At 27.7% G+C, this 25,335-nt stretch carries 20 protein-coding genes; 4 read left to right on the top strand and 16 right to left on the bottom strand.

Features of this window, described 5'->3' with window-relative positions; genetic code table 11:
• Nucleotide 1 precedes the first annotated feature (1 nt).
• The 8 genes from ACH5BF_RS06875 to pgp3 all read right to left on the bottom strand — a co-directional run bounded on the left by ACH5BF_RS06875 (nt 2) and on the right by pgp3 (nt 8,934).
• Nucleotides 2–976: an SPM autocatalytic domain-containing protein gene (locus ACH5BF_RS06875; protein WP_423273473.1), complete on the bottom strand. Its 975-nt coding sequence runs from the start codon at nt 974–976 to the stop codon at nt 2–4.
• A 65-nt stretch (nt 977–1,041) separates the two neighbouring features.
• Nucleotides 1,042–1,680 (bottom strand): HAD family hydrolase, encoded by a 639-nt coding sequence (locus ACH5BF_RS06870; protein WP_423273472.1) that lies wholly within the window; start codon nt 1,678–1,680, stop codon nt 1,042–1,044.
• A gap of 3 nt (nt 1,681–1,683) precedes the next feature.
• Nucleotides 1,684–2,100 carry a ModE family transcriptional regulator gene (locus ACH5BF_RS06865; RefSeq protein WP_423273471.1) on the bottom strand — a complete coding sequence of 139 codons (417 nt, stop codon included), beginning with the start codon at nt 2,098–2,100 and terminating at the stop codon, nt 1,684–1,686.
• Nucleotides 2,101–2,407: 307 nt separating this feature from the next.
• Entirely contained in the window at nt 2,408–4,030 is a 1,623-nt protein-coding gene (locus tag ACH5BF_RS06860; RefSeq protein ID WP_423273470.1) for a GAF domain-containing protein, read from the bottom strand.
• Between the two features lie 68 nt (nt 4,031–4,098).
• Nucleotides 4,099–6,591, bottom strand: a complete 2,493-nt coding sequence (locus ACH5BF_RS06855) for an efflux RND transporter permease subunit (RefSeq protein WP_423273469.1) — start codon at nt 6,589–6,591, stop codon at nt 4,099–4,101.
• Nucleotides 6,592–7,179 carry a Tgt2/MlaC family protein gene (locus ACH5BF_RS06850; RefSeq protein WP_423273468.1) on the bottom strand — a complete coding sequence of 196 codons (588 nt, stop codon included), beginning with the start codon at nt 7,177–7,179 and terminating at the stop codon, nt 6,592–6,594.
• Between the two features lie 5 nt (nt 7,180–7,184).
• A complete protein-coding gene (locus ACH5BF_RS06845) occupies nt 7,185–7,910 on the bottom strand; it encodes an MlaA family lipoprotein (protein ID WP_423273502.1) in 726 nt (241 codons plus the stop codon).
• A gap of 154 nt (nt 7,911–8,064) precedes the next feature.
• Complete coding sequence (pgp3, locus tag ACH5BF_RS06840) at nt 8,065–8,934, bottom strand: peptidoglycan metallopeptidase Pgp3 (protein WP_490372049.1); 870 nt, start codon at nt 8,932–8,934, stop codon at nt 8,065–8,067.
• Nucleotides 8,935–9,030: 96 nt separating this feature from the next.
• Between pgp3 and aspA the strand changes: the two genes are divergently transcribed.
• Together aspA and ACH5BF_RS06830 are read left to right on the top strand one after the other, a co-directional pair.
• Nucleotides 9,031–10,449, top strand: a complete 1,419-nt coding sequence (aspA, locus tag ACH5BF_RS06835) for an aspartate ammonia-lyase (RefSeq protein ID WP_423273466.1) — start codon at nt 9,031–9,033, stop codon at nt 10,447–10,449.
• 64 nt (nt 10,450–10,513) lie between these two features.
• A complete protein-coding gene (locus ACH5BF_RS06830) occupies nt 10,514–11,224 on the top strand; it encodes a YebC/PmpR family DNA-binding transcriptional regulator (protein WP_423273465.1) in 711 nt (236 codons plus the stop codon).
• 38 nt (nt 11,225–11,262) lie between these two features.
• Here the strand turns inward: ACH5BF_RS06830 and ACH5BF_RS06825 are convergent, their stop codons facing one another.
• Genes ACH5BF_RS06825 through ACH5BF_RS06800 form a run of 6 tightly spaced genes read right to left on the bottom strand, consistent with a single transcriptional unit; the run spans nt 11,263 to nt 21,739 of the window.
• A complete protein-coding gene (locus ACH5BF_RS06825; protein WP_423273464.1) occupies nt 11,263–12,093 on the bottom strand; it encodes a M48 family metallopeptidase in 831 nt (276 codons plus the stop codon).
• Between the two features lie 40 nt (nt 12,094–12,133).
• Nucleotides 12,134–14,266, bottom strand: coding sequence for an alpha/beta fold hydrolase (locus ACH5BF_RS06820; RefSeq protein ID WP_423273463.1), 2,133 nt, complete (start codon nt 14,264–14,266; stop codon nt 12,134–12,136).
• Nucleotides 14,263–16,623, bottom strand: coding sequence for an acyl-CoA dehydrogenase (locus ACH5BF_RS06815; RefSeq protein ID WP_423273462.1), 2,361 nt, complete (start codon nt 16,621–16,623; stop codon nt 14,263–14,265). Before ACH5BF_RS06815 ends, ACH5BF_RS06820 begins: the two co-directional genes overlap by 4 nt.
• Nucleotides 16,611–18,719 carry a 3-hydroxyacyl-CoA dehydrogenase NAD-binding domain-containing protein gene (locus tag ACH5BF_RS06810; protein WP_423273461.1) on the bottom strand — a complete coding sequence of 703 codons (2,109 nt, stop codon included), beginning with the start codon at nt 18,717–18,719 and terminating at the stop codon, nt 16,611–16,613. Before ACH5BF_RS06810 ends, ACH5BF_RS06815 begins: the two co-directional genes overlap by 13 nt.
• Nucleotide 18,720: 1 nt before the next feature.
• The gene (locus ACH5BF_RS06805) at nt 18,721–19,995 is read right to left on the bottom strand and encodes a thiolase family protein (protein ID WP_423273460.1); all 1,275 of its coding nucleotides are present in this window, start codon (nt 19,993–19,995) and stop codon (nt 18,721–18,723) included.
• Between the two features lie 10 nt (nt 19,996–20,005).
• A complete protein-coding gene (locus ACH5BF_RS06800; protein ID WP_423273459.1) occupies nt 20,006–21,739 on the bottom strand; it encodes an AMP-dependent synthetase/ligase in 1,734 nt (577 codons plus the stop codon).
• Between the two features lie 154 nt (nt 21,740–21,893).
• On the opposite strand from ACH5BF_RS06800, the gene yddG reads away from it, so the two are divergent.
• The gene (yddG, locus tag ACH5BF_RS06795) at nt 21,894–22,787 is read left to right on the top strand and encodes an aromatic amino acid exporter YddG (RefSeq protein ID WP_423273458.1); all 894 of its coding nucleotides are present in this window, start codon (nt 21,894–21,896) and stop codon (nt 22,785–22,787) included.
• A gap of 13 nt (nt 22,788–22,800) precedes the next feature.
• On the opposite strand, the gene ACH5BF_RS06790 is transcribed toward yddG, so the two are convergent.
• Complete coding sequence (locus ACH5BF_RS06790; RefSeq protein WP_423273457.1) at nt 22,801–23,055, bottom strand: hypothetical protein; 255 nt, start codon at nt 23,053–23,055, stop codon at nt 22,801–22,803.
• 111 nt (nt 23,056–23,166) lie between these two features.
• Here ACH5BF_RS06790 and fumC point away from each other — a divergent pair, with 111 nt between their 5' ends.
• Entirely contained in the window at nt 23,167–24,564 is a 1,398-nt protein-coding gene (gene fumC, locus ACH5BF_RS06785) for a class II fumarate hydratase (protein WP_423273456.1), read from the top strand.
• An 8-nt stretch (nt 24,565–24,572) separates the two neighbouring features.
• Here fumC and ACH5BF_RS06780 read toward each other — a convergent pair whose 3' ends face one another.
• Nucleotides 24,573–25,019: a YiiD C-terminal domain-containing protein gene (locus ACH5BF_RS06780; RefSeq protein ID WP_423273455.1), complete on the bottom strand. Its 447-nt coding sequence runs from the start codon at nt 25,017–25,019 to the stop codon at nt 24,573–24,575.
• Between the last annotated feature and the right edge of the window lie 316 nt (nt 25,020–25,335).

The following is a 25,335-nucleotide window of genomic DNA, read 5'->3' as shown; positions in this document are numbered from 1 at the left end:
TTTAGATTATAAAATCAACTCCATTTATTAAGCCTGTCTTACCATTCTCTTTTATAAAAAAGCTAGATTGTTTAAGATGGGCAAATCTATTTTCAATTGATTGGTGATAGTCAAATGATGTTTTTGAATTACCTAAGTAAATAGCTCCAATTCCTGCTTGACTTAAAGAGATTAATTTATCATCTCCTTTATCATTTTTCTCCCAAATGACTAAATCTTTAAAAATTGAGTCATTTTCATCAAGCCAGTTATTATTGTCTTTATCATAAGCTCTTAAATCTTTAAACCCATCACCACTTTTAGTCCCAAAGAGTTCGTTTGCACTATCTATTGCTTTATTACTATTTTTGTCTATTGCTAAAAAACCTGCACCATCTCTTAAAAGAGGAATTCTCTCAACCACTCCATCACTATTTAAATCAAAAGCAAATTTAAGTGTAGGGTTTATATTGTCAAAACTATTTAAACTATCTTTATAGTTTATAATAAGAGGGTCTATAAACTTTTGATTGCCAATATTTAGTTGTTCTTCATGTACTTCATAAAAGCTTTTTGAAAAAGAGATAGATAGATTTATTTCATAATCTTTATTTGAAGTTTTTATTATGGCTTTTGTATTAAACTCAATACTATTTTCAAGTTGATATTCTGTTTTAGTTTGAAGTCTAAAGCCCCAATTTACTTCATCATTTTTATATTTGTTTTCATTAGGAAAGAAGTTCGTTTCTTTGTCATTATTTAATTTAGTAGTTATTTCTTCTAAAATTTTCTTTTTTATTTTATCTTCATCTGAAAGTTTTGATTCGTCATTTGAAGCTAGATATATGCCATTTAAATCAGCAACTACTGTAGTTTTAATTGCTTTTGTTTCTCTTGCACTTTTTAGTTCATTTAGCCAAGCACCAGAACTTACAGAACTACTTGTAAGTGAGTTTGAAACTGTGTTTATATTAACTTCAGATGATTCGATTTTCATAATAAAGCCTTTTTTCTTTATATAAAAATTTTATGATAGCTTCTTATAAAAAAAGCTTAAAACTTTTATATAGTTTCAAGTAATCCTTCAAGTTCATCTAGTTTATTTATAAAATAATCAGCTTTAGAAAAGTCATGTTTTACAGTAAAGTCATTATGAACAATAGCACATTGAATATTTGCATTAAAAGCAGATGTAAGGCCTCTTTGTGAGTCTTCTACTACTATTGCTTCATCTTTTTTTGCATTGAATTTTTTAAGACTAGCTAGATATGGGTCAGGGTAGGGTTTAGCTCTTTCATATTCCTCAACACAAAGGCTAAAATCCATATAATCAATAATACCTCTATTTTTATGAATAAGGTCAAAATCAACTCTTCTAGAAGTTGTTACTATTCCCATTTTATATTTTTTTGATAGTTTTTCTAATGATTTTTTTACATTTGGAATTTCAATATTTTTTGTTTTTAAAAAGTTTTGATAGTATTCATCTCTTTGAAATCTCTTGTTATCAACAACTTCTTTTGAAAAGCCCTCTTTAAAGGCTAATTCCCAAGCTGTTCCACCTCTTGCCATAATTTCAAGATAAACATCTAGTTCTAAAGTTATACCTAACTGTTTTAAAGCAATTTTATTGGCTTCAAAATACCATTTTTCAGTTTCTACTAATACTCCGTCATTATCAAATAGTATATATTTTTTCATATACTATTTTTGTCTAACCTTGTCAAAACTATCAAACTCTTCATCATAAAAAACACCAAGTTGACAATGTGTAACTTTAATATCTGAATTTTTAATTGAAGAACCAACTTTTTTAAGAGTAGAGCCTTTTTCTTGTGCTAGTTTCCATGCAATCTCACATTGAACTTTTTTGTTATTAGCAGAATTTTTTGCTAAAGTATTATAAATATCATCATTAATTTGAGAGAATCTTAACTTACCAAATACACCTAGTTCACAATTTGTAATTTTTATATTCATATCTTTTGCTATCTGTGCCATATGTTTAGGTTTTATACCCATTAATTTTGCTGCTTTAAAAGCTCTTATGCAAGATAGTTCACCATTTTCATCTAAATTGTTTAAAACTAACTGTTTTTGCGTAGAATCAAGTTTTACCATTATATTATTAAAAGTCCTTATATTATTTTGAAATGTAATTATAGTTAAAAAATATTAATTTTGTCGTTATTTTAGTTCAAATATTATACAATTTTATATATTAAACTCTATTATAAAAAAAACAGAACGCCTAGGGGTAGCGTTCTGTTATTGACTTGTATATTATTTGTAGGAGAGTCAAGTTGAAAAACTTGTGTATCAAAATTAAGTCTTATTACTTAATTGATATTATAATTATAAATTATGAAGATTAATCTTTTTTTAATAAATAGTTAACAGTGAGTAAATAGGATAAAAATCATCTTAATTATACTCTTTTTGGAAAGCTCATTTTTATTTCTAAACCTTTATACTCTTTATTGTTATATTCAAATATAGAGTTTTTAGCCTCGGCAATTCCTTCTAGATGTCTTTTAATTAAATCATGTACGATATATAAACTAAGACCTATACCAATTGATTTGTCATCTTTTGTACTAAAGTAAGGTTCAAATATTTTTGATATTAAAGACTCTTCTACTCCAAAGGCATTATCTTTTATTGTAATAATGCACATTGAGTCTTTTTCTTTTATATCAATCATAATGATTGGTTTATCAATATTTTGATTTTCAAAAGCTTCTATACAATTATTTATAAGATTTATTAAAATATGTATAATTTCAGTTTCATAAGTATGCAAAGTAATATCTTCAATATTTTTTACTATTTTTATATCTGTATTTTCTAATCTTTTTTCAAGTACATCCAATACTTTTTCAAAAGTTTGATTTATATTAAACTCTTTTTTCTTTGTATTTTGTAAGAAGTAATCTCTAAAGCCATCAATAGTTCTTGATAATTCTTGCGTAGTTAGTGTGATTTTATCTAAGGCTTTGTTGTAATGTTCTTGGTCTTCTAAATATAAATCATAATCAATTCTCATACCACTAGAGATTGTTGAAATCAAAGATAAAGGTTGTCTCCAATGATGAGCAATATTTTCTAATACATTGCTTAATGATACCAGCCTTGATTGGTGAGTAATTAAATCTTCTTGTTTTTTTAGTTCTTTTTGTCTTAAGTGTCTATTTACAGCAAGTGAAACTAAGTAAGAAAAAGAGTCTATTAATTCTAGTTCAAAGCTAGTTGGTTTTTTAGGTTTCTTGTAGTAAATAGCAAAAGTACCTAATACTTCATTATCTTTTGAGAAAAAAGGTTGAGACCAACAAGCATTTAAATTTAGTGGTTTTGTAAGTGCTAAATAATTAGCCCAATAAGGATGTGTATTTATATCTTCAACAATAACACGCTTTTTAGTAGAGGCTGCTGTTCCACAAGAACCAACGCCTTCTGCTATTATTAAAGTTTTTACAGCATCATTATAGTAATCTGGTAAACTACTTGTAAAGCTTTGAGAAAACTTCTCTTTTTTATCATCAAGTAAAAGGATTGAACTAATCATATTACTATTGATTTTTTCTGTTTCATTTATTATAAATAAAAGTATCTCATCAAGAGAACTATCTTTTACAATAAATTCAAGAATTTTTTGAGTTGTTAAATGTAAAGTTTCATACTGTTTTTGCTTTGTAATATCTTTTGATATTCCAATAATTGCAACAGGGTTCTTTTTATCATCTAAAACAACATCTTTTTTAGATTCAAAGAATATTTTTTCATCATCTTCTAAAGTTAAGATTTCACAAAAGCTTTGTTCTTGTTTTAGATTTAAAACACTTTTATCATTAGTTGTAAATACTTTTGCATCATCATCTGAAAAAAGTTCAAAATCAGTTTTACCGATTATTTCTTCTTTTTTATAGTTTGTATATTTACAAAATGAGTTATTACAAAGTATATATTCACCTTTTAGGTTTTTAAAATAAACAAGGTTTTCAAACAAATCAAAGGTTTTTTCTTGATAAAAGTATTCTCTTAAAGTATTCATAATTATAAATATAACATGTTTTTATTATTAAAGAAGTAAAAATGATACTTTTAGAAAAAAAGTAGCTGTTATGCTACTTTTTTAAATGGTTTGAATATTATAATTAACTTTGGAAGTAAAAGTAAAGCTGAAGCTAAAATTGTTGCCATAACTACAACTGTTAATAAACCAAAGTAAATAGTTGGTATTAAGTTTGATAAAACTAATATAGAAAAACCAACAATTACAACTAAAGAAGTATAGTACATAGCATAACCAATACTCTCATGAGCTCTTTTCATACTATTTAAATAATTATGGTCATGTTTGAACTCTTCTTTAAATCTATGTATATAGTGAATAGTGTCATCAACGCCAATTCCTATAGAAATTGCTGCAATAGTAATAGTCATAATATCAAGAGGGATATTTAACCACCCCATAATACCAAATATTGCAGAGATAGGGATAATATTTGCAAGTATTGCAACAGTTGCAATTTTTAAAGATCTAAATAGAATTAAGAACATTATAAATAGAATAATGATTACAAATCCTAAAGTATTAATTTGAGAATCAAATAAAGATTGAAGCATATTATTGTATAAAATCATTAAATTTGATAATCTAAAAGAAGTATGCTCATTTTTGATTAGCTCTTCTAAATCTTTATTGATTTTAATAATAAGGTCATTTCTTCTAAGGTTTGGATTTGAATCCATAATTCTTACAGTAACTCTTGCTTCATTATTTTCAATATTAATATAAGGATTTAAAATAATATCTTTATATTCATTTGGAAGTTTGTTATATAAAAGTGCTAAAGTAACACCATCTAAAGACTCACCTTCATTTAAAAGTTTTCCTAATCTTAAAAGAGTCTCTAAAGATTGAACTTTTCCTATTTCTTCTAATGATTCTAAATAGTTATGAACTTTTCTAATTGTTTCTAATTTATCAGCAGTAAACCAGTATTGTTCATCATTTGCATTTTCTTGGAACTCATTTTCAAAATCATCAAATGCGCTAAACTCATTATTTGAAGCTTCTACTACTTTTATCTCTTTTTTGCTCTCTTCGAATTTGATGATTACATCTAAAGGAGTAGTTCCACCTAACTCTTCATCAATTACTTTCATCCCTTTATATATTTCAGTATCTTTTTTAAAGTAATTAATAAAACTGTTTTCAACAATAAGTTTTGAAGCACCACTTAATGAAAAAACTACAAGTAGTATACTTGCTATTACTATAGTATTTCCTCTTTTTTCAACTAAACTAATACATTTAGGAATCAGTAAAAAGCTATCTTGTTTAACTTTACTATTCTTCTCTTCTTTTCTATCTAGGAATATTAAAATTACAGGGAAGATAATAAATGCAATTAATAATGATATAGCAATACCAGCACTCATCATTAAACCTAGATTTTTTACAGGTTCAATTTTAGATAAAACTAAAGAAGCAAACCCTGTTATTGTTGTAAGAATAGCAAAAAATGATGGATTAAGTTTTGATAAAATTGTATTTATCACAAGTTTATATTGGCTTGCATGTTTAAATTTATTATTAAGCTCTCTATATCTTACAATTAAGTGTAAAACTATTGAAAGTGTTATAATAAGTTGTAACGATATGAAATTAGAAGAAATAACTGTAACTTCTAATGCAAATAAACCTAAAATACCAGAAGTTGCAATAACTGATAAGACACAAATAGTTATTGGTAAAACTACCCATCTTAAGTTTTTAAATATTATCCAAAGTATAGTAATTAATAAAAAAATTAAAGTTGAACCATAAATTAAAAGGTCGTTTTTTACATAGCCAATAATATCATTAGCTATCATATTTACACCACCTAGAAAAATAGTTCCACTGCTATCATATTTTTTTATAATATCTCTAATTGCTTGAATATCAGAACTCTCTTTTTCTCTAGAGAAATCTCTATGTTTTTTAAACTCAATTATTGTTTCTTCAAGTTCTATTTTTTGTTCTTGAGTGATTTTATTTTCTCTTTGAAGTTTAAGAAGATTATTTCTTTGTTCAAGTAAACTTCTATATTTTGTATCATCTTTTAAACTTAATACTAAAGCAGTTGTTTTGAAATCTTTACTTACTAAACTATTTGTATAAAGTTCAGAATTTAAAAACTCTTTCTTTACAAGTTCTTTATCGTAGTTTCCATCTTCAATACTATTTACCCCATCAACTAAAGTTGCGATTGGTTTAACTGGTGATTGAAGAAGTGGAACATTTAAAATTGAAGTAACTTTTGTAATAGCATCAATTTCTAAAAAGTCTTCGCTCATTTTTTTGATAGTTTCTAAACTCTTTGGAGATAATAAATCACTATTTGGAGTAAATGTAACAAGTAAGAAATTTGGATTGTGGTATCTTTTACTAACTTCTCTAACAAATTTTAAGTCTTTGTCATCATCAAGAAGTAGTGTTTCAGCTGAAGCATCTATTTCAAGTTTTGTACTATAATATCCTAATACACCAATTGCAATTAGTAAAGTAATTATAATTGCAATTGGATATTTAAATATTATATTGTCATAAAATTTTTTTATCATCTATTTTTTAGTATCTTTTAAAATTTCAAGTAGTTCATCAAAACTTTTATCTTTTAAAAGACCTTCAAATTGTTGTCTATAAGTTTGAACAATACTAACACCAAGTAAATCTACATCATAAATAAACCATTCACCTTTTTTTCTATCTTGATAAAAGTTGTAGTTGATTTTATAAATTTCATCTTTACCCACAACTTCAGTTTTTAATTGAAGTCTAGTTTTTTTATACTCTTCAAGTTCTAAAATCTTAACCTTTTGGTCTGTATATAGTTCTAGTTTATCAACGTATGAATTTTTTAGTTTATTTTCAAAAGCATTTAAAAAATCTGCTCTTTGAGTATCATTGATACTTAACCAAGTTTGTTTCCCTAAAGCAATTTTTCCCATTAGTTCATAATCAAATACTTCATCAATTAAAGCAAAGATTTTATTTGCTTTATCTTGTGTATTTAACTCTTTTTGTTTTAAAACTTCTAAAGCACTATCTACTTTAGTTGTCATTACATTTACAATTTCATCTTTTTTTAGTGCATTTGCACTTGTTAATAAAAAAGCTGATAAAAGTAAAATTTTAAAAATATTTTTCATTTAACTTATTCCTTTATTTGTTGATTTCTTCTTTGTTCATAAATATCCCTTAAGAATGGATATAAATCTAAGGCATCTTTCTTGATGTTTTCATATTGACCTAATTTTAATGAAACGCTGTTGATAGTTTTTACACCTGTAATTGCAAGAGCTTCAAGAGCTGTATCTGGTATTTTGTATCCTATGTCACTTGAGCCTGTAACAGAAATTGGACTTACATATCCATCTGGAACCATACTAAACATATCTCTTAAGTTAGATGGACCAATTAAAGGTAATACAATATGAAAACCACTTCCTACACCATAGTGACCAAGTGTTTGACCAAAGTCTTCATCATACTGTTTCCATCCTAACTCTTTTGTAGCAGGATCCATTACCCCACCTAAACCCCAAATTGTATTTACTACAAATCTTCCAAGTTCTACACCTGCATTCTCAAACTTTAGCTGTAAGATATTATTTGTAAATCTAATTGGAAAAAGCAAGTTATCAAAAAAGTTTGAAACTCCAACTCTTACATCTTGCGGTAAAATATAAGCATAACCTTTTGCCACAGGATTTAGTACATAAATAAATGCATAATCATTGAAAGTTGTCATAACTCTATTGTAACCACTTAAAGGATCAAAAACAGTTTGCTTATTTTCTTGTTTAAATTCACTATCAAACTCATCAGAAAAATCATCAAAACTACTATCATCTTGTGATGTTTCTACTGTTTTTTGTATTGGCGCAGTATTTTCTACATTTGCATCTTTACTTGCACATGCAGTAAAAGAAATAGCAATAAGTATTACTAAAATAAGATTTTTCAAAACTCTTCCTCATAATTTTATTAAATATTATATAGAAAAAATGTGAAAAGAATGTTGAAAGAGTTTTTTAATTATTTAATTGATTTAAAACATTAATTGCTTGTAAGGGGTCTACTTGAATTCCATTTATTCTAAATGCGTAGTGTAAGTGAGGTCCAGTTATTCTTCCTGTTGCACCACTAAGTCCTATTATCTCACCTTTTTTTACAAAATCTCCAACTTTAAAATGCATTTTACTTAAGTGATAATAACATGAATAAACTCCATGACCATGATCTATTACTATTGAGTTTCCTGCATAAAATCTATTTTGGGCAATCTTTACAATTCCAGAGTTTGAAGCAACAATTGGTGTTCCTACTTTTGCTCTAAAATCTGTGCCACTATGATAAGATTTTAACTCATTATTATAAACTCTTTTTGTTCCAAAAGCACTAGTTATTTTAGAGTTCATAGGATAAATAAAGTCTTCATTCCATAAAATTTCATCGCTTACACTTCTGTAAACTTTCATGGCTTCTTCATACTCTTTTTTAGTTCTTTCAACTCTTTGTTTACTTGGCTTAAATTTAGATTTTGAAACATTAATTGTTTCACTTTTATAATTTCCATCAATAACATTTAACTTAATTGATTTAAACTGTTTTTTATTGTTTTTAAAATAAGAGATTATGATTTTATATTCATCTGGTTTTTTATAGTATGAAATAGGAATTAAAGCATAATATTCATCTTTTTTAAAACTATTTTTTTTAAAGTTTAGATTTAAAGGTTCTTTATCCATTAAAGTCAATTTTGCTTGTTTTATATCTTTTGCTTCAAGTCTTAAAAGTGCAGTTTGTGCATTTTTTATGCTGTTTTTTTCAAAATAAAGCTTAATCTCATTTGCATAAGCAAAGTTACATAATAAAATAAGTGTTATAAGTTTTTTAATCATCATGGCAAATTGTAACAAATTCTCTTTAAAGTTTAATCAAAATAATAAAAAAAGAGTGTAAAATCAAGTCATATTAAATTTTGCAAGGCTTAAGATATGAAAAACAAATATAGAATAGAGTGTGATTTATTAGGTGAAAAAGAGATTTCAAATAAGTATTATTATGGAATACAAACATTAAGAGCAAAAGAGAATTTTTCAATTTCAGGTGTTCCTTTATCAAACTTCCCAAAACTTATAATTGCACTTGCTCAGGTTAAAAAAGCTTCAGCTTTAGCAAACAATGAGTTAGGACTTCTTGATAATGAAATCTGTGATGCTATTTGTAGTGCTTGTGATGAACTTTTTGCAAAAAAATATCATAAACAGTTTATTGTAGATGTTATTCAAGGAGGAGCTGGTACATCTACAAATATGAATGCAAATGAGGTTATTACAAATATTGCTTTAGAATTAATAGGAAAGAAAAAAGGTGAGTATGAGTTTATTCACCCAAACAATCATGTTAATATGTCTCAATCTACAAATGATGTTTACCCAACTGCTGTAAGACTAGCACTTTATGAATATCTATGTAAACTTCAAAATAAAATGCAAATACTAAAAGACTCATTTTCTACAAAAGCAAAAGAGTTTGAAAATATCATAAAAATGGGAAGAACTCAACTTCAAGATGCTGTTCCTATGACACTAGGGCAAGAATTTAACTCATTTGCTCTAATGATTGACGATGATATAAAAGTAATTGAAATGGTTAAAGATTTAGTAGCTCAAATGAATCTTGGAGGAACTGCAATAGGTACAGGAATAAATACAGATTCAAAATATGCAGCACTTGTAAAAGAGAAATTAGAAGAAGTTACAAATAGACCCTTTGTTACAGCTTGTGATTTAGTAAAAGCCACACAAGATACTTCTACTTTTGTTCATGTATCAGGGGTTTTAAAATCAATTGCCACAAAAATATCAAAAATTTGTAATGACCTAAGACTTTTAAGTTCAGGTCCAAGAACAGGATTAAATGAAATAAATCTTCCAAAAATGCAACCAGGAAGTTCAATTATGCCAGGAAAAGTAAATCCAGTAATTCCAGAAGTTGTAAATCAAGTAGCCTTTCAAGTAATAGGATATGATACTACTATTTCTTTAGCTAGTGAAGGAGGGCAGTTACAACTAAATGTATTTGAGCCAATAATTGCTTATAATCTTTTTCAATCAGTAACTATGATGTGTAATGCCTTTGAAACTTTAGCTTTTAAGTGTGTTGATGGAATTACAGCAAATGAAGATATTTGTAGAAATCAAGTTCTAAACTCTATTGGTTTAGTTACTGCACTTAATCCATATATTGGTTACCATAATGCAACTTCTGTTGCAAAAGAAGCATTAGATAAAAATAGAAGTGTATATGATATAGTTTTAGAAAGAAAACTTCTTTCAAAAGAGCAATTAGAGGAGTATTTAAAACCTGAAAATATGACTCACCCCTCATTTTCAGGTGAATGTAAACTTTAAATAATGGCATATTTATTACAAACTTGTTATAATCCCCACAAAAAACATAATTGGAGTATTTTTTATGGGTAGAGCCTTTGAATATAGAAAAGCAGCAAAAATGAAAAGATGGGGAGCGATGTCAAGAGTTTTCCCTAAACTAGCAAAATCAATTGAGATTGCAGCAAAAGCTGGTGGTCCTGATCCTGAGATGAACTCAGCATTAAGAACTGCTATTTTAAATGCAAAAGCTGAAAATATGCCAAAAACAAATATTGAAGCAGCAATTAAAAGAGCTACAGGAAAAGATGCAGCTAACTATACAGATGTAAACTTTGAAGGTAAAGGACCTCATGGTGTACTAATCTTTGTTGAAACAGCAACAGACAATAATACAAGAACAGTAGCAAATGTAAAAATGCACTTTAATAAAAATGGTGGTTCAATGGCACCAACTGGTTCATTAGAGTTTATGTTTGATAGAAAAGCAATTTTTGAATTCAACAAAACTGATGATATGGATATTGAAGAGTTAGAGTTAGAACTAATTGATGCTGGTTTAGAAGAGATTGAAGAAGAAGATGGAATTGTTTTAGTAACAGCTGACTACAAAGATTTCGGAACTTTAAATAAAGCATTTGAAGATATGGGAATTGAACTTACAAAAGCTAAGTTAGAGAGAATCTCAAATAATCCTCAAGAGTTTACAGAAGAACAACAAGAAGATATTGGAAAGTTATTAGAAAAACTTGAAGATGACGATGATGTTCAAGCTGTATTTACAAATATGGCATAATTTAAACTATTTAAAACAAAGAGTTTAAACTCTTTGTTTTAATATACTTGCTTACCTAAAAGATTACTTTTACTACTACTTTGCGTAGTTATACTTTTTGATTTTGAAATACCTTTAGCTTTTATTTTTTCAATTACTCTTTGGATATTAGAAATTCTAGTACTTGAACTTGGGTGAGTTGAAAAAAATTCATTTGTTTCTTGTTTTCCTTTACTCATATTTTTCCAAAAGTTTAAAGCCTCATGTATATTATAACCTGCTTTTGCCATAAGATAAATACCTATTTCATCTGCTTCATTTTCTTGTAGTCTTCCATAAGGAAGCATGACACCTAGTTGACTACCAACTCCATAAGCTTGATTAAATACATTTGTATACTCAGGAGCAGTTGAAGCTAGTACCACATTTCCAATTACTTGTATACCTTGTTGAACCATTGCAGAACTCATTCTCTCCGCGCCATGTCTAGCTAAGGCATGGGCAACTTCATGAGCCATTACAGTTGCTAGTTGAGCGTCATTTTTTGCAACTTCTAAAATTCCTGTGTAAACTACTACTTTACCACCAGGTAAACAAAAAGCATTTTTTGCATCATTCTTTACTAGATTAAACTCCCATTGAAAATCAGGTCTATTTGCAACTTGAGCAATTTTCATTCCTATATTATGAACTCTTCTTGCATCATTTGTATTTGTAATAACTTCTGATTTTGAAAGAGTTTGTTTATATGACTTTTCACCTAAAGCTAACTCTTCTTTTGGTGACATGAAAATCATTTGAGATCTATTTGTATAGGGTGTTTTTTGAGTACAACCTATAATAATCATTGCAAAGATAGTTAATAAAAGAGTATTTCTTAAGAACTTCATTATGCATCCTTTTGTGTTTTTTCTATTATACTAAAACTTTTTAGTGTAAAAACTGTGGATACTGGTTGTTTTTAATAAATTTTAATATTATCTCAAATAGTTCTTCTTTCCCTTCACCTTTTACAATAATATGTCTTTTAGCTTCAATAATTTCTATTTCTTTATCCTTAGAACTAATTTTCTCAAATATTTCATAGGCACTACTTGCATTTACAACTGGATCATCTTTTGCTTGTACTATTAAACAAGGTTGAGTTACATTTTTTAGCTTTTTTCTTGTAACTTCCATTAGTAAACTTAGTTGTTTGATTGATTCTAAATAAAACTTGTCATAATTAACTGTAGGGTTTTCAGAATTATTTTCAATATAATCTTTTGAATAGCTATTACTATTAAATTTCTTTACAAGGTCATTCCAAAATGATACAGCAGGGAGTAAAGTTTTTACTCTAATATCTTTTAAGTTTAAAGCTGCATTTATACATACTATTCCACTAAACTCATGATACTTTTTATCAGCACTAAGTAAAGATAATAATCCTCCTGTTGAAAAACCAACAATAAACACTTTTTTATATTTAATTGAAGCTATTGTTATTGTTTGACATACACTTTTATACCAATCTTCCCATTTTTTATCTTTTAGGTCTTCAGGACTTGTTCCATGTCCATCAAGTCTAGGTGAATAAACTGCAAATCCAGCACTATGTAAATAGATACTTAACTCTTCAATCTCTTTAGGACTTGAAGAGAAACCATGAACTGTAATAATACAAGTATCACTAGTTTCTAAATCAAGATATTTATTTTCGCCAATATTAATATCTTTAACATCAGCAAACTCTTTAAACTTTCTATAGCTTTTCATATAAGACTCTTTTTGTTGTCTTAGTACATGTTTAACTATTTTTTTATTGATTTTCTCAGTTGTATTGTTTATATAATCTTTTGCAATTTTAACAACTTTATCATTTACTAGAATTTCATTTAAAATTACTTTTAAAATATTTTTTATTCTAATAGTATGATGAGTATAGCTATTAAGTAGTTTATGTTTATTTATTATATATTCATCTACATTATCATAGATAATTTCGTCTTTTATTGCGATTTTTAAAACTTCTTCAAACTGTTCATACTTTTCATAAGATATTAAATATATTAAATCTTTATCAATATCATCATCTAAGAAATAGTCTCTATTTCTTAATTTATTTATCACAAGATAGATAAGTCTTTTAAATACTTTTATATTAATTCTTTTTTTAGGGTATAAGAAAAGTATTAATATAAAAATATGGTCAAAATTTATTGTTAGTGATTGATAAATTTGGTTCATAAAATTATGTGTAGTTTCATATCTAATAGCACTTATAACTTTTGAATGATTAGGTTCTTTGCTGTATTTTTCAAGTAGGGCTTTTGTACTAATTGGTTCTAAAACTTGAATAATAATTTTAGAATTTAAAACGATATTACTCTCTATTTCTAACTCTTCTTTAAAATTATCACCGATACTATCCATCAGTTTTTCAACCATATCAACTAAAAAGTTTCTACCATTTCTTAGTTTTGAATAGGAAATATTTATAGGTACTATCATTGTGTCATTTTCATTAATCTCACTACAATTATTTATAAAATATTTTCTTTGAAACTTTTTGAAGTTTTTGATTCTATGATTAAAATAGTCTTCTCTTAAAGCTTGTGAAAGTAGGGCGAAGTAACTAGCACCTGTGTAAACTCTTTGACATGAGCCATCTATTTTTACGCAGAAATGTTTACCTATTTTCTCAATATCTTTAGCTTTAACCATTCTTCCTTCAGGGAAAACCATCCAATCCTTGCAAGATGTTACTAAATCTCCAAGGATATGGTTGTTTCTAAGAGGGTCTGATTTTTTCATCGCCCCAAGGTTACTTAAAAAATCTCCAAAATAGGTTTTAAATAGTGAATCATCAGCAATAACTCCTACTTTTTTACCTGTAAGATTATACATAGTATAAGGTACAAGCATTGCTTCTGTTCTTGTAAAATGATTTGCTACAAAAATTCTAGGGTTGTTTTTGGGAATATTCTCTATTCCTTTTACTTCTACATTTGCATCTAGAATTTTTTCTAACAAACTTAAAATATACCCATTAGTATTTATTAACAAATCTTTTCTTTTCATTTTGAAGCCTTATACTCCTCAACACTGAAAGAATCTACACTAATAACTTCTTGTTTTAATTCATGAGCTTCTTTCATAGAGGCTGCTTTTTCTTTATTGATTAAACCTTTTTCTATAAGCTGTTTAATCATCTCATCAAATTCACCTTGTTGTATTGCATTCTCTTTTATTGCAGTTTTTAAGATTTTGAAACTATCTTGATTTAATCTATTTAATTTAACTGCTTTTTGTAGTTTTGCAAATCTATCTTCTTCATTTTTATCAACAAAGATGTTTGAGCAAAGTTCATTTAAACTCTCTTCATCTTTTAATGTATCTATGATTTTTGCATTTAGTTTATCATCAGCTTTAACTCCAAAGGCATTTAGTTTTACAATTGGTAAAAGCCAAGATAATCCACCAAGATTTGAGATAATCTCTTCTCTTGCTATTTGAATATCATTAAAACAATAATCACAAACATAAGTTACTAAAGCTTCATGCTCTTTTTTAGGGTTGTTTTCAAACTCTCTTAATGTAGCAGTAATTAAGTATAGATTTGAAAGAATATCCCCAAATCTAGCACTTATATTTTCTCTTTTTTTAAGTGCAGGCCCTAAAATACCTAAAGCAACATTTGCTAAGAAAGTAAACTCAGAACTAACCCAAGTAACTTTTTGTTTATATCTAGTAAACTCACCTTTTTCACAAATAATATGACCTCTTGTAAAATAATAGAATAGTGTTTTACAAAATGAACTATATCCTAAGTTTACATGGGCAAAGAAACCTTTATCAAAGCTTTCTACATTATTTGATCTTAAAGCATTTATTTCTTTATAGATATATGGATGAGATTTTATTAAACCTTGTCCAAACTGCATTAAGTTTCTAGTTAAGATATTTGCTCCCTCAACTGTAATAGAAATAGGTAAAGCAAAATAAGCATGTGCTAATAGGTTGTTTTTACCTCTAATAATAGCACTACCACCTAAAACATCCATAGAGTCATTTATAACTTCTCTAAATTTCTCAGTTGCATGATATTTCATAACTGAGTTAATAACACCTGGTTTCTCACCATTGTCAATTGCATCTAAAGTATAATTTCTACTTGCATTTAACATATAAGTAAAAGCAGCAACTTTTGCAATTTTTTCTTCTACACCCTCAAAGTGGTTGATACTTAATCCAAATTGTTCTCTTAATTGTGAGTATGAACTTACAATATTTAGAGCATATTTACTTCCACCTAAAGATACAGAAGGAAGCGAAATACCACGACCAATAGATAAAGATTCAACTAACATTTGCCAACCTTTACCAATACCATCAACACCACCAATAATATCTTCTAAATCTATAATTACATCTTTACCATATAAAGGCGAGTTTACAAAAGGAATAGTAAGAGGGTCATGTCTTTTTGAGTTATCAACACCATCTTTTTTATGGTCAACTAAACCAAAAGTAATTCCAAGATTTTCTTTCTCACCTAGTAAATGCTCAGGGTCTTTTAAAACAAAAGCTAGACCAATTAAAGTTGCAATATTTCCTAAAGTAATATATCTCTTTTCAAAGTTAAGTTTTATTCTAATTTTTCCAGATTCATCTTTAAATAAAACACCATTAGATTTAATAGATGTTGCATCACTACCTGCATTTGGTTCAGTAAGTCCAAAACAAGGTACTTGCTTACCTGTTGCTAAATCTTTTAGGTATTTATCTTTTTGTTCATTTGTTCCGTGTTTTTCTATTAATTCAGCAGGTCCAAGTGAATTTGGAACCATAACTGTAATAGCTAAAACTTGAGATCTTGATACTAGCTTTTCAATTACTTTTGAGTGTGCTGTTGCACTAAATCCAAGACCACCATACTTTTTAGGAACTATCATTCCAAAGAACTTTTTATCTTTGATAAACTGCCAAACTTCTGGACTTAAATCTCTATCTTGGAAGATTTGCCAATCAGTAGTCATAGCACATAATTGTTCAACTTCATTATCTAAGAAGGCTTGTTCTTCTTCTGTAAGTTCAGTAATTTTCTCTTCTAAAACTTCACTAAAGTTAACTCTTCCTTTGAAGTAACTTGATTCAACCCAGTTAGTTCCTGCTTGAAGTGCTGCTTCTTCTGTTTGAGAGATTTGTGGAAGTAAGCCGTTTTTATTTATAAAGTCAACAAGTTTTTTAGTTATAAACTTTATTCTTAAAGGCTGAATTAAAAATAATGCAGCTAAAGCAAAGAATATAATCCAAGATATTGCACCAAAGTCAAAGAATACAAATGAGTAAACTCCAACAACTGTAAAGTAAGTATATAATGGGAAACTCATATATCCCAGAACTAAAAGAATTAAAATTAAAATTAGTGTTTCCATAATGTCTCTCCTGTATTGAAGTCTTTGTCTTGTTCTTGAAGTTTTAATAATAAAGAACTTGGTTTAAATCTTTCCCCATAAGTTCTTTCATATTTCTCTAAACTTTTAACAACATTTTTAATCCCTATTTTATTTGCTAAAGTACAAAGTCCACCTTTATATGGAGGGAAACCTGTTCCTGTTATCATAGCAAAGTCTATAATAGTTGGATCATCAACAATTCCTTCTTCTAAACATCTTGAGGCTTCATTTATCATAATAAATATACATCTATTAATAATATCCTCGTCATTTAAAATTTTACTCTTCTTATCTAGCAATTGCGTAACATTAGGGTTTACGTCTTTTGCTTTTTTACCTTTATATGTATAAAAGCCAGAACCTGTTTTAACACCCAATTCTTTTTTGTTATAAATTTTCTCTATTAAAGGAGCAACAGGCATTCTACTACCATAAGACTCATTTAATATATGTGCAACTTTATAACCTATATCAATTCCAACTGTATCAGCTAAAGTAAAAGGTCCCATTGGCATACCAAAATTTTTGATAAGTTTATCAATATGTTTTATATCACCATGCTCTTCTAAAATAAATGCAGCTTCATTTAAATAAGGAAGTAAAATTCTATTTACAATAAATCCTGCACAATCTCCTACTAAAATAGGAGTTTTACCACAAGAGATTAAAAGTTCAAAAACTTTATTTATAGTCTCTTTTGATGTATGTGAAGTTGGTATTACTTCTACTAGTGGCATCATATTTACAGGATTAAAGAAGTGAACTCCTAAGAAGTTTTCTTTATTTTTAATATCACTTGATAATTTTTCAATAGATATAGATGAGGTATTTGTAGCAATAATTGCATCATCTTTCATACTATTTTCTAAGCTTTTAAAAGCATCTTTTTTTGCTTTTTCATCTTCAATAATAGCTTCTATGGCAATATCACTATTTTTTAAACCTTCAAACTTATCTGTATAAGTGATTTTATTTAGTTTAAAATCAACTTGATTTGTTGTCATTCTTCTTGTTTTTACTAAGAAGTCATATATTTTAGATACATCTTTTAAAATGCTATGAATTTGCTCAATTTTTCTAACTTTGATTCTTACATTTTGAAGATATTTTGAAAATAGCCAAATAATACCTTTTCCCATAACTCCATTTCCTAGAATAACAGCATTATTTATAGGATTAGTTGTTTTCTCATAATTTTTATTTAGTTTTTGGAAAGTAAAAAATAGTTTAATCATATTTTTTGATTCATGAGTTATTGCTATTTTTGAAAACTCTCTTGCTTCTACTTTTAAACCTTCATTAAATGATCTTGCAAAAGTATCTTTTATAACTTCTAGGGCTACATAAGGAGCTTTGAAATCTTTATTTACTTTTCTTTCTAAATTTTTATAAGCTTTTGAAAATACTATTTCTCTTAAAGGCCATGTTTCAAGTAAAGCAAACTTCTTTCTACTTTTTACTTCATTTTTTATAGCTTTTTGTATGAAATCTTCAAGTTTAGACTCTTTTTGTCCATCATCAAAAATCTCATCAACAAGTTTTATTCTATAAGCTTTTTTTGCATCAAGGTTTTTACCACTTAAGATAATATCTAAAGCATTTACAAGTCCTACTATTTTTGGAGCTCTTAAACATCCTGCAAAACCTGGGAATATTCCTAGTTTTATTTCAGGAAAAGCAAGTTTAGTTTTAGAACTTGTTGTTGCAACTCTATATGTACAAGCTAAAGCTAACTCTAAACCTCCACCCATACAAGCACCATTTATATAAGCGATTGATGGAAAAGGAAGATTTTCTAACTTATTAAAAATAGAGTGTACTTTCATAAGAAGTTCATAAATCTCTTCTTCTTTACTTAAAGTCTCAATCTCTTCAATATCAGCACCAGCAATAAAAATATTTTTCTTAGCACTTTGAACTAAAAGAGCTTTTATAGAAGAATTATTTTTTATTACATCTAAAGTCTCATCAAATTCACTTAAGACTTTTGTAGATAGTTTGTTTACTTTTTCATTTTCTAAGTCAAAAGTTATTCTTGCAATACCATCTTTGATTTCTAAATTTAAATTCTTCATTTTACACCTCCAATAAGAAAGCTGCACCTTGTCCACCACCAATACATAGTGTTGCTAAGGCTTTTTTAGCTTTTCTTCTTCTAAGTTCTTTAAGTGCAGTTAAAACTATTCTTGCACCACTCATTCCAACAGGGTGACCAAGAGCTATTGCTCCACCATTTATATTTAGTATAGATTCATCAATTTCACCAATTGCATCACTTCCAAAAGTTTTTTTACAAAAGCTTTTTGATTTAAAAGCTTCTAGATTTGCTATTACTTGTGCTGCAAAGGCTTCATTTAACTCTATTACATCTATATCTTTTAGTGAAGTTCCTGTTTTATCAAAAAGTTTTTTAGTTGCATAAACAGGCCCTAAGCCCATTCTTGAAGCTTCTAATCCTGCATAAGAATAGTCACTTATAAAGCCAAGTGGTTCAAGGTTTAACTCTTTTGCTTTTGATTCAGTAGTAACTATTAAACTACAAGCTCCATCTGATACTTGTGATGAATTACCTGCTGTTACTGTTCCACTTAATCTATCAAAAATAGGTCTTAGTTTTGAAAGACTTTGCATATTTTGATTAAATCTTACTCCGTCATCATCAATAATTGAAGCATCTTTAGTCATGATAGGATGAATCTCATCTTTTAAAACTCCATCTTCAATAGCTTTTTGAGCTTTTAGATGAGAGTTTAGGGCATATTCATCTTGAGCTAATCTACTTATTTTAAACTCATTTGCTAAGTTTTCAGCTGTAATACCCATAATTTTTCCAGAAATGGGGTCAGTTAATCCAGATATTAAACCAATAACAGGTTTTAAAAAGCTTGGTCTAAAACTTCCTAATATTTTAAGTTTTTCTTGAGAACTTCTAGCATAAGTTAGTTTTGTAATAAGTCTTCTTAATTTATCACTATGAAGCAGTGGAATATTACTCATAGACTCAACTCCACCTGCTAGGTATAAGTCACCTTGATTTGTATGAATTTTTTCAATTGCTGATGAAATTGCTTGCATCCCTGAAGCACAGTTTCTATGAACTGTGTATGCAATCGTACTTTGAGGGAATCCAGCTTTTATAGCTAATACTCTTGCTATATTTGCTGCATTTGCTGGTTGTGCTACGTTTCCTATTATTACTTCATCAAAAAGTTTATAGTCAAGATTATTTCTTGAAATAAGCTCTTTTGTAATTATAGCTCCTAATGTATCTGCACTAACTAAATCTAATTTGCCATTTGCTTTAGCGATAGGACTTCTAAGTCCGTCTATTATTGCTATTCTTTCTTTCATGATGGCTCTCCTAATACATACTTTTTATGTCATTTTCATATTTTTGTTCAATAAAGCTTCTACAGACTTTCATTGAAGGTGTTAATTCCCCAGTTTCAATTGAAATATCATTTGTTATTAATCTATATTGAACTACTTTCTCCCATTGATTTAACTCTTTATTTACTTCTTGAATATAATTATTTATTTCAGAAGTAATTTTTTCATTATTATAATACTCTTGTATTGTTAAGTCTTTATTTAGTCTTTTTTCTTCTTTGAAAATCTCCTTGTCTACAAAAAGTAAAGCTGTAGTATATTTTTTGTTATTAGCTATTATTACAGCAAACTCAATATATTTATTTTTTGCTAACTTTTGCTCTATTTGAACAGCTGCTACATACTCTCCTGTTGATGTTTTAAATACTTCTTTCTTTCTACTTGTAATAAATAAGTAACCTTGTTCATCAATTTTTGCTACATCCCCTGTATGTAACCAACCCTCAATATCTATAGTTTCACTTGTTAGTTTTTCTTGGTTTAAATAACCTTTCATTAAAGAAGGCCCTTTTACTAAAAGTTCTCCATCTTCTAGAATTTTTATTTTTGCACTAGGTATTACTCTACCTGATGAACCAAGTCTATTTGCTTTTGGATAGTTTGTTGAAATAACTGGTGAAAATTCAGTAAGGCCATAACCTTGGTAAATTGGAACACCAATATTATTGAAAAATACTGCTATATCTTTTGGAAGAGCAGCACCACCACTTACAAGCTTAGTAAGTTTTGAGCCAAAGATATCTCTGAATTTACTATAAACTAGTTTATTAAAAAAACTAAAAGTTATAGTATCTTTTTGAATATTCTCATTTTGAGCATACTCAAAAGCTTTTGAAGCTAACAGTTTGCTAATAAAAGGTTTATTCTCGATATTATTTTGAATCTTATTGTAGATCTTTTCTAAAAGTCTTGGAACTGCTGTCATAATAGTTGGTCTTACTATTTTTAAAAGATTCGCAACATTTGTAATTTCATCAACAAAATAGATACTAATTCCTCTACTTAAATAGTAGCTCATTACAGTTCTTTCAAAAATATGTGCTAAGGGCAACAATGACAATGCTGTTTCATTTTGATTTAATGAAATAAGAGTATTAATATCATGGAGTTGTGAAACTATATTTTTATGAGTTAACATAACTCCTTTAGGAGTTCCAGTGTTACCACTTGTATATATAATTGAAAAGATTTCATCTTCACTTGGTATATGTGGTTCAAAACCTTTAGAGTCACATATTTGTTGACCTATTACTAAAATATCATCTACATTAAAGAACCTATCTTCCTTAATACAAAAGTTATGGGTAATAAAAATAAGTTCACTATTTTCATCTTCTATATCTTTTATTCTCTCTTCATTATCAATAAAGATGTATTTTATATTTGCGTCTTGTATTTCAAAGTTCAAATTTTTAGAAGATATATTTGCAAAAATAGGAACACTAATAGCACCAACTTCATGTATAGCAAAATCAAAAATAAGCCAAAATGGAGATGAATCAGCAAATATTGCTACACAATCACCTTTTTTTACTCCTAAATCTTTCATTGCTAGACTTAGACAAATTACTTTGTTTTTAAAAGCTTCAATTGAAATTGATTTATATTGGTTGTTTTCAAGATAATTTAGAAAAGTACTGTTTTCATAATTATTTGTGATGTGAGAAAATAGCTCACTGTAAGTTTTAAAATTATAAGAATCCATAGTGTATCCTTTCACCAATGAATATTTAGACTATTGTACCATTAAAATTAAAAAAATTCGAAAATAATTTTTTTAATATATAAATTTTATTATTTTTTAAGAAATGAACTATTAATCATAAAAGTTGTAAAATTCCAATAAAACTAGGACTCTTATGGAAGCAAAAAGAGGAAATATTTTTGGAGTACTTGCTATTTTATTATGGGCATCATTAGGTTTATTCTCTATAATAACTACAAATATTCCAGCTTTTCAATTAACTGCAATCTCTTTTTTTATTGCATCTTTTATAGGTTTATTATTACTAAAAAAACAAAGTATTCATATAAGCCAACTGTTTAAAATTTCACCAAAAGTTTGGCTTATTGGTGTGTGTGGACTATTTGGGTATCATTTTTTCTATTTTCTTGCTATTAAAAACGCTCCTGCTGTTGAAGCTAATCTTTTAAACTATCTTTGGCCTTTATTAATAGTTGTTTTTTCAGCATTTTTACCAAATGAAAAATTAAGATGGTACCATGTTTTAGGGGCAAGTTTAGGTCTTTTGGGAGCTTTTTTTCTTGTTTCAAAAGGAGGTGAGTTTAGTTTTGAAACTCAATATATATGGGGTTATGTTTTTGCTTTAATTGCTGCACTTACTTGGTCTTCATATTCTGTGATTTCAAAGACTTTATCTCATGTTCCAACATATGCAGTTACAGGATTTTGTATTGTAACAGCAATTTTATCTACAATTTGTCATTTAATTTTTGAAGTAACAGTAGTTCCTAATTCTTTGGAGCTTTTTGGAGCTTTAATGTTAGGGCTTGGACCTGTGGGAGGGGCTTTTTATTTGTGGGACTATGGAGTTAAAAATGCAGATATTAAACTTTTAGGCTCAATCTCATATTTTACGCCATTATTGTCAACACTTTTATTAGTTCTTTTAGGTTATGCAAATTTTACAATAGCTATTGTTTTAGCTTGTATCTTAATAATTCTAGGCTCTTTTATAAGCTCTTTTGAGTATTTAAAGCTAATTAAAAACTTTATATTTTATAGAAAATAAAAGGGTAATCCTTTTATTTATCTAGTCTCATTTCATCTAAAGCTTCAATAATTTCTATAGCTTCTTCTTCTTCAATATCATTATTATCTAAGTCTTCAACTAATTTATCAAAGAATTTTTTCATTTCTTTTAACTCTTCAAACTCTTCTTTATCATCACTTGTAGCTTTCCAAGATTGAGTTATATTTGCAAGTTCTAATAAACTCTCATCAAGTTCTGGAATGAACTCTTCTTTTAAAATTTTTTCAAGTTTTTGAATATTTGACATATATCTATCCTAATTTTTTTGTGATTATAACAAAAGTTTGTTTATTATGTTAATATTTAGCTAAGTTAGTTCTTTTAAAGAAGTTTATTATTTATACTAAAAGGATAAATTATGCAATATAGAATAGAAAAAGACACAATGGGTGAAATGCAAGTACCAAATGATAAATATTGGGCAGCTCAAACTCAAAGAAGTATTGAAAACTTTCCTATTGGTGAAGAAAAAATGCCAAAAGAGATAGTTCATGGTTTTGCATATCTTAAAAAAGCTTGTGCAATAGTAAACAATAAACTTAAAAGATTAGATGATAAAAAGACAAAAGCAATTTTTCAAGCCTGCGATGAAGTTCTTGATGGTAAACTTGATGGGAATTTTCCCTTGGTAGTATGGCAAACAGGCTCTGGCACACAATCAAATATGAATATAAATGAAGTCGTAGCAAATAGAGCAAGTGAAATTTTAGGTAGTGATTTTAGAGTTGAAAAATTTGTTCATCCAAATGATGATGTAAATAAAGGTCAAAGTTCAAACGACACTTATCCAACTGCAATGAGAATAGCTTTTGTTTTAGAAATTGAAAATAGATTATTACCAGCAATTAAAGTTTTAAAACAAACATTAGAAAATAAAGAAAAAGAGTTTGAAAATATAGTTAAGATAGGAAGAACTCATTTGCAAGATGCCACACCTCTTACTTTAGGACAAGAAATATCAGCTTATGTTCATATGCTTGATAAAGCTTTATTACAAATAGAAGATTCAATAAAATATATAGTAGAGCTTGCTATTGGTGGTACTGCTGTTGGAACTGGTCTTAATTCTCATCCTGATTTCTCACCAATGGTTGCAGAAGTTTTAAATGAAATTACACAAACAAAATATAAATTTAAATCCCACCCAAATAAATTTCATGCTTTAACTTCCCATGATGCAGAAGTAGTATTAAGTGGTGCTTTAAATGCCTTGGCTTCAAATCTAATGAAAATAGCAAATGACATAAGATGGCTTTCATCAGGCCCTAGATGTGGAATAGGGGAGATAAATATTCCAGAAAACGAACCAGGAAGCTCTATCATGCCTGGAAAAGTAAACCCTACACAAAGTGAAGCTATGACTATGGTAGCTGTACAAGTTATGGGAAATCATACAACTATTAGTATAGCAGCATCACAAGGTAATTTTGAGTTAAATGTATTTAAGCCTGTAATTGCATTAAATATTATTCAATCAATTAGGTTATTAAGTGACACAATGCATGCTTTTAATGATAACTGTGCAGTAGGAATTGAAGCAAATAGATTTAATATTGAAAAGTATTTAAATGAATCACTAATGTTAGTTACAGCATTAAATCCATATATAGGTTATGAAAAAGCTGCATTGATTGCAAAAACAGCACATAAAAACGGTACATCATTAAAAGAAGAAGCTATGAATTTAGGTATTTTAACTTATGATGAGTTTGATAAGTATGTAAGACCTGAAGAGATGATTAAAGCAAAAGTGTAAGAGATCTCTTACACTTTGATAACATATATACCTTCAAAATCAACACAAACTTCATTATCTTCAATAATTGAGGATTTGATTTTTAAAGAAGCACTGCCTTTTTCTTTAATTTTTTGTGCAACATTTTCTATCTCTTTAGGTGAAGGTTTTTGTGTATAACAAAGAATATCTTTCGTTACTGGTTTTCTATAAGAGTTTTCATTTTTTATTACAACAATATTTTTACTATCTATATTTAATTCTTGAGAAATTAACCAACACATACTCCAAGAAGAGATAATAGTCATAGTACTTAAACTTCCACCAAAAGCAGTGCCTTTATCATTTATGTTTATTTTTAATGGGGCTGTTGTTATAAGCTCTTTATCATTAAAAGTATTAATTTTTATATCCATAAGCTTTGTTAATGGTATTTCATTATGTAGTTTGTTCTCTAATTTTTTTATCAAAATCATTCCTAATATAATTAAAAGTATGAGATTATAGTAATATCTACTTTAAATCATAGAAAAAATAGTAATGACAGTTTTTGTCAAAAGGTGCACAAAAGTTGTACAAAGTATTAAAAATGAGAAATTTAAGTTTTAAGAGAAAATTATATAAAAGTAGAAAAAAATGAGTAAATTTAGACTCTTTATTGCCCTAGAATACTATTTTTCACTAGGGCATCCTTTTAAAAATAGCTTAATGACAGCTAATTTTGTAACTTTTATTTACATAAATTAAAACTTGTACAATAGTTTGCAATTTTTGTACATACTAATTTTTTTG

The organism is Arcobacter pernae (assembly GCF_049472135.1).
Taxonomy (GTDB): domain Bacteria; phylum Campylobacterota; class Campylobacteria; order Campylobacterales; family Arcobacteraceae; genus Arcobacter_B.
This window is presented reverse-complemented; position numbering and strand designations above follow the sequence as displayed.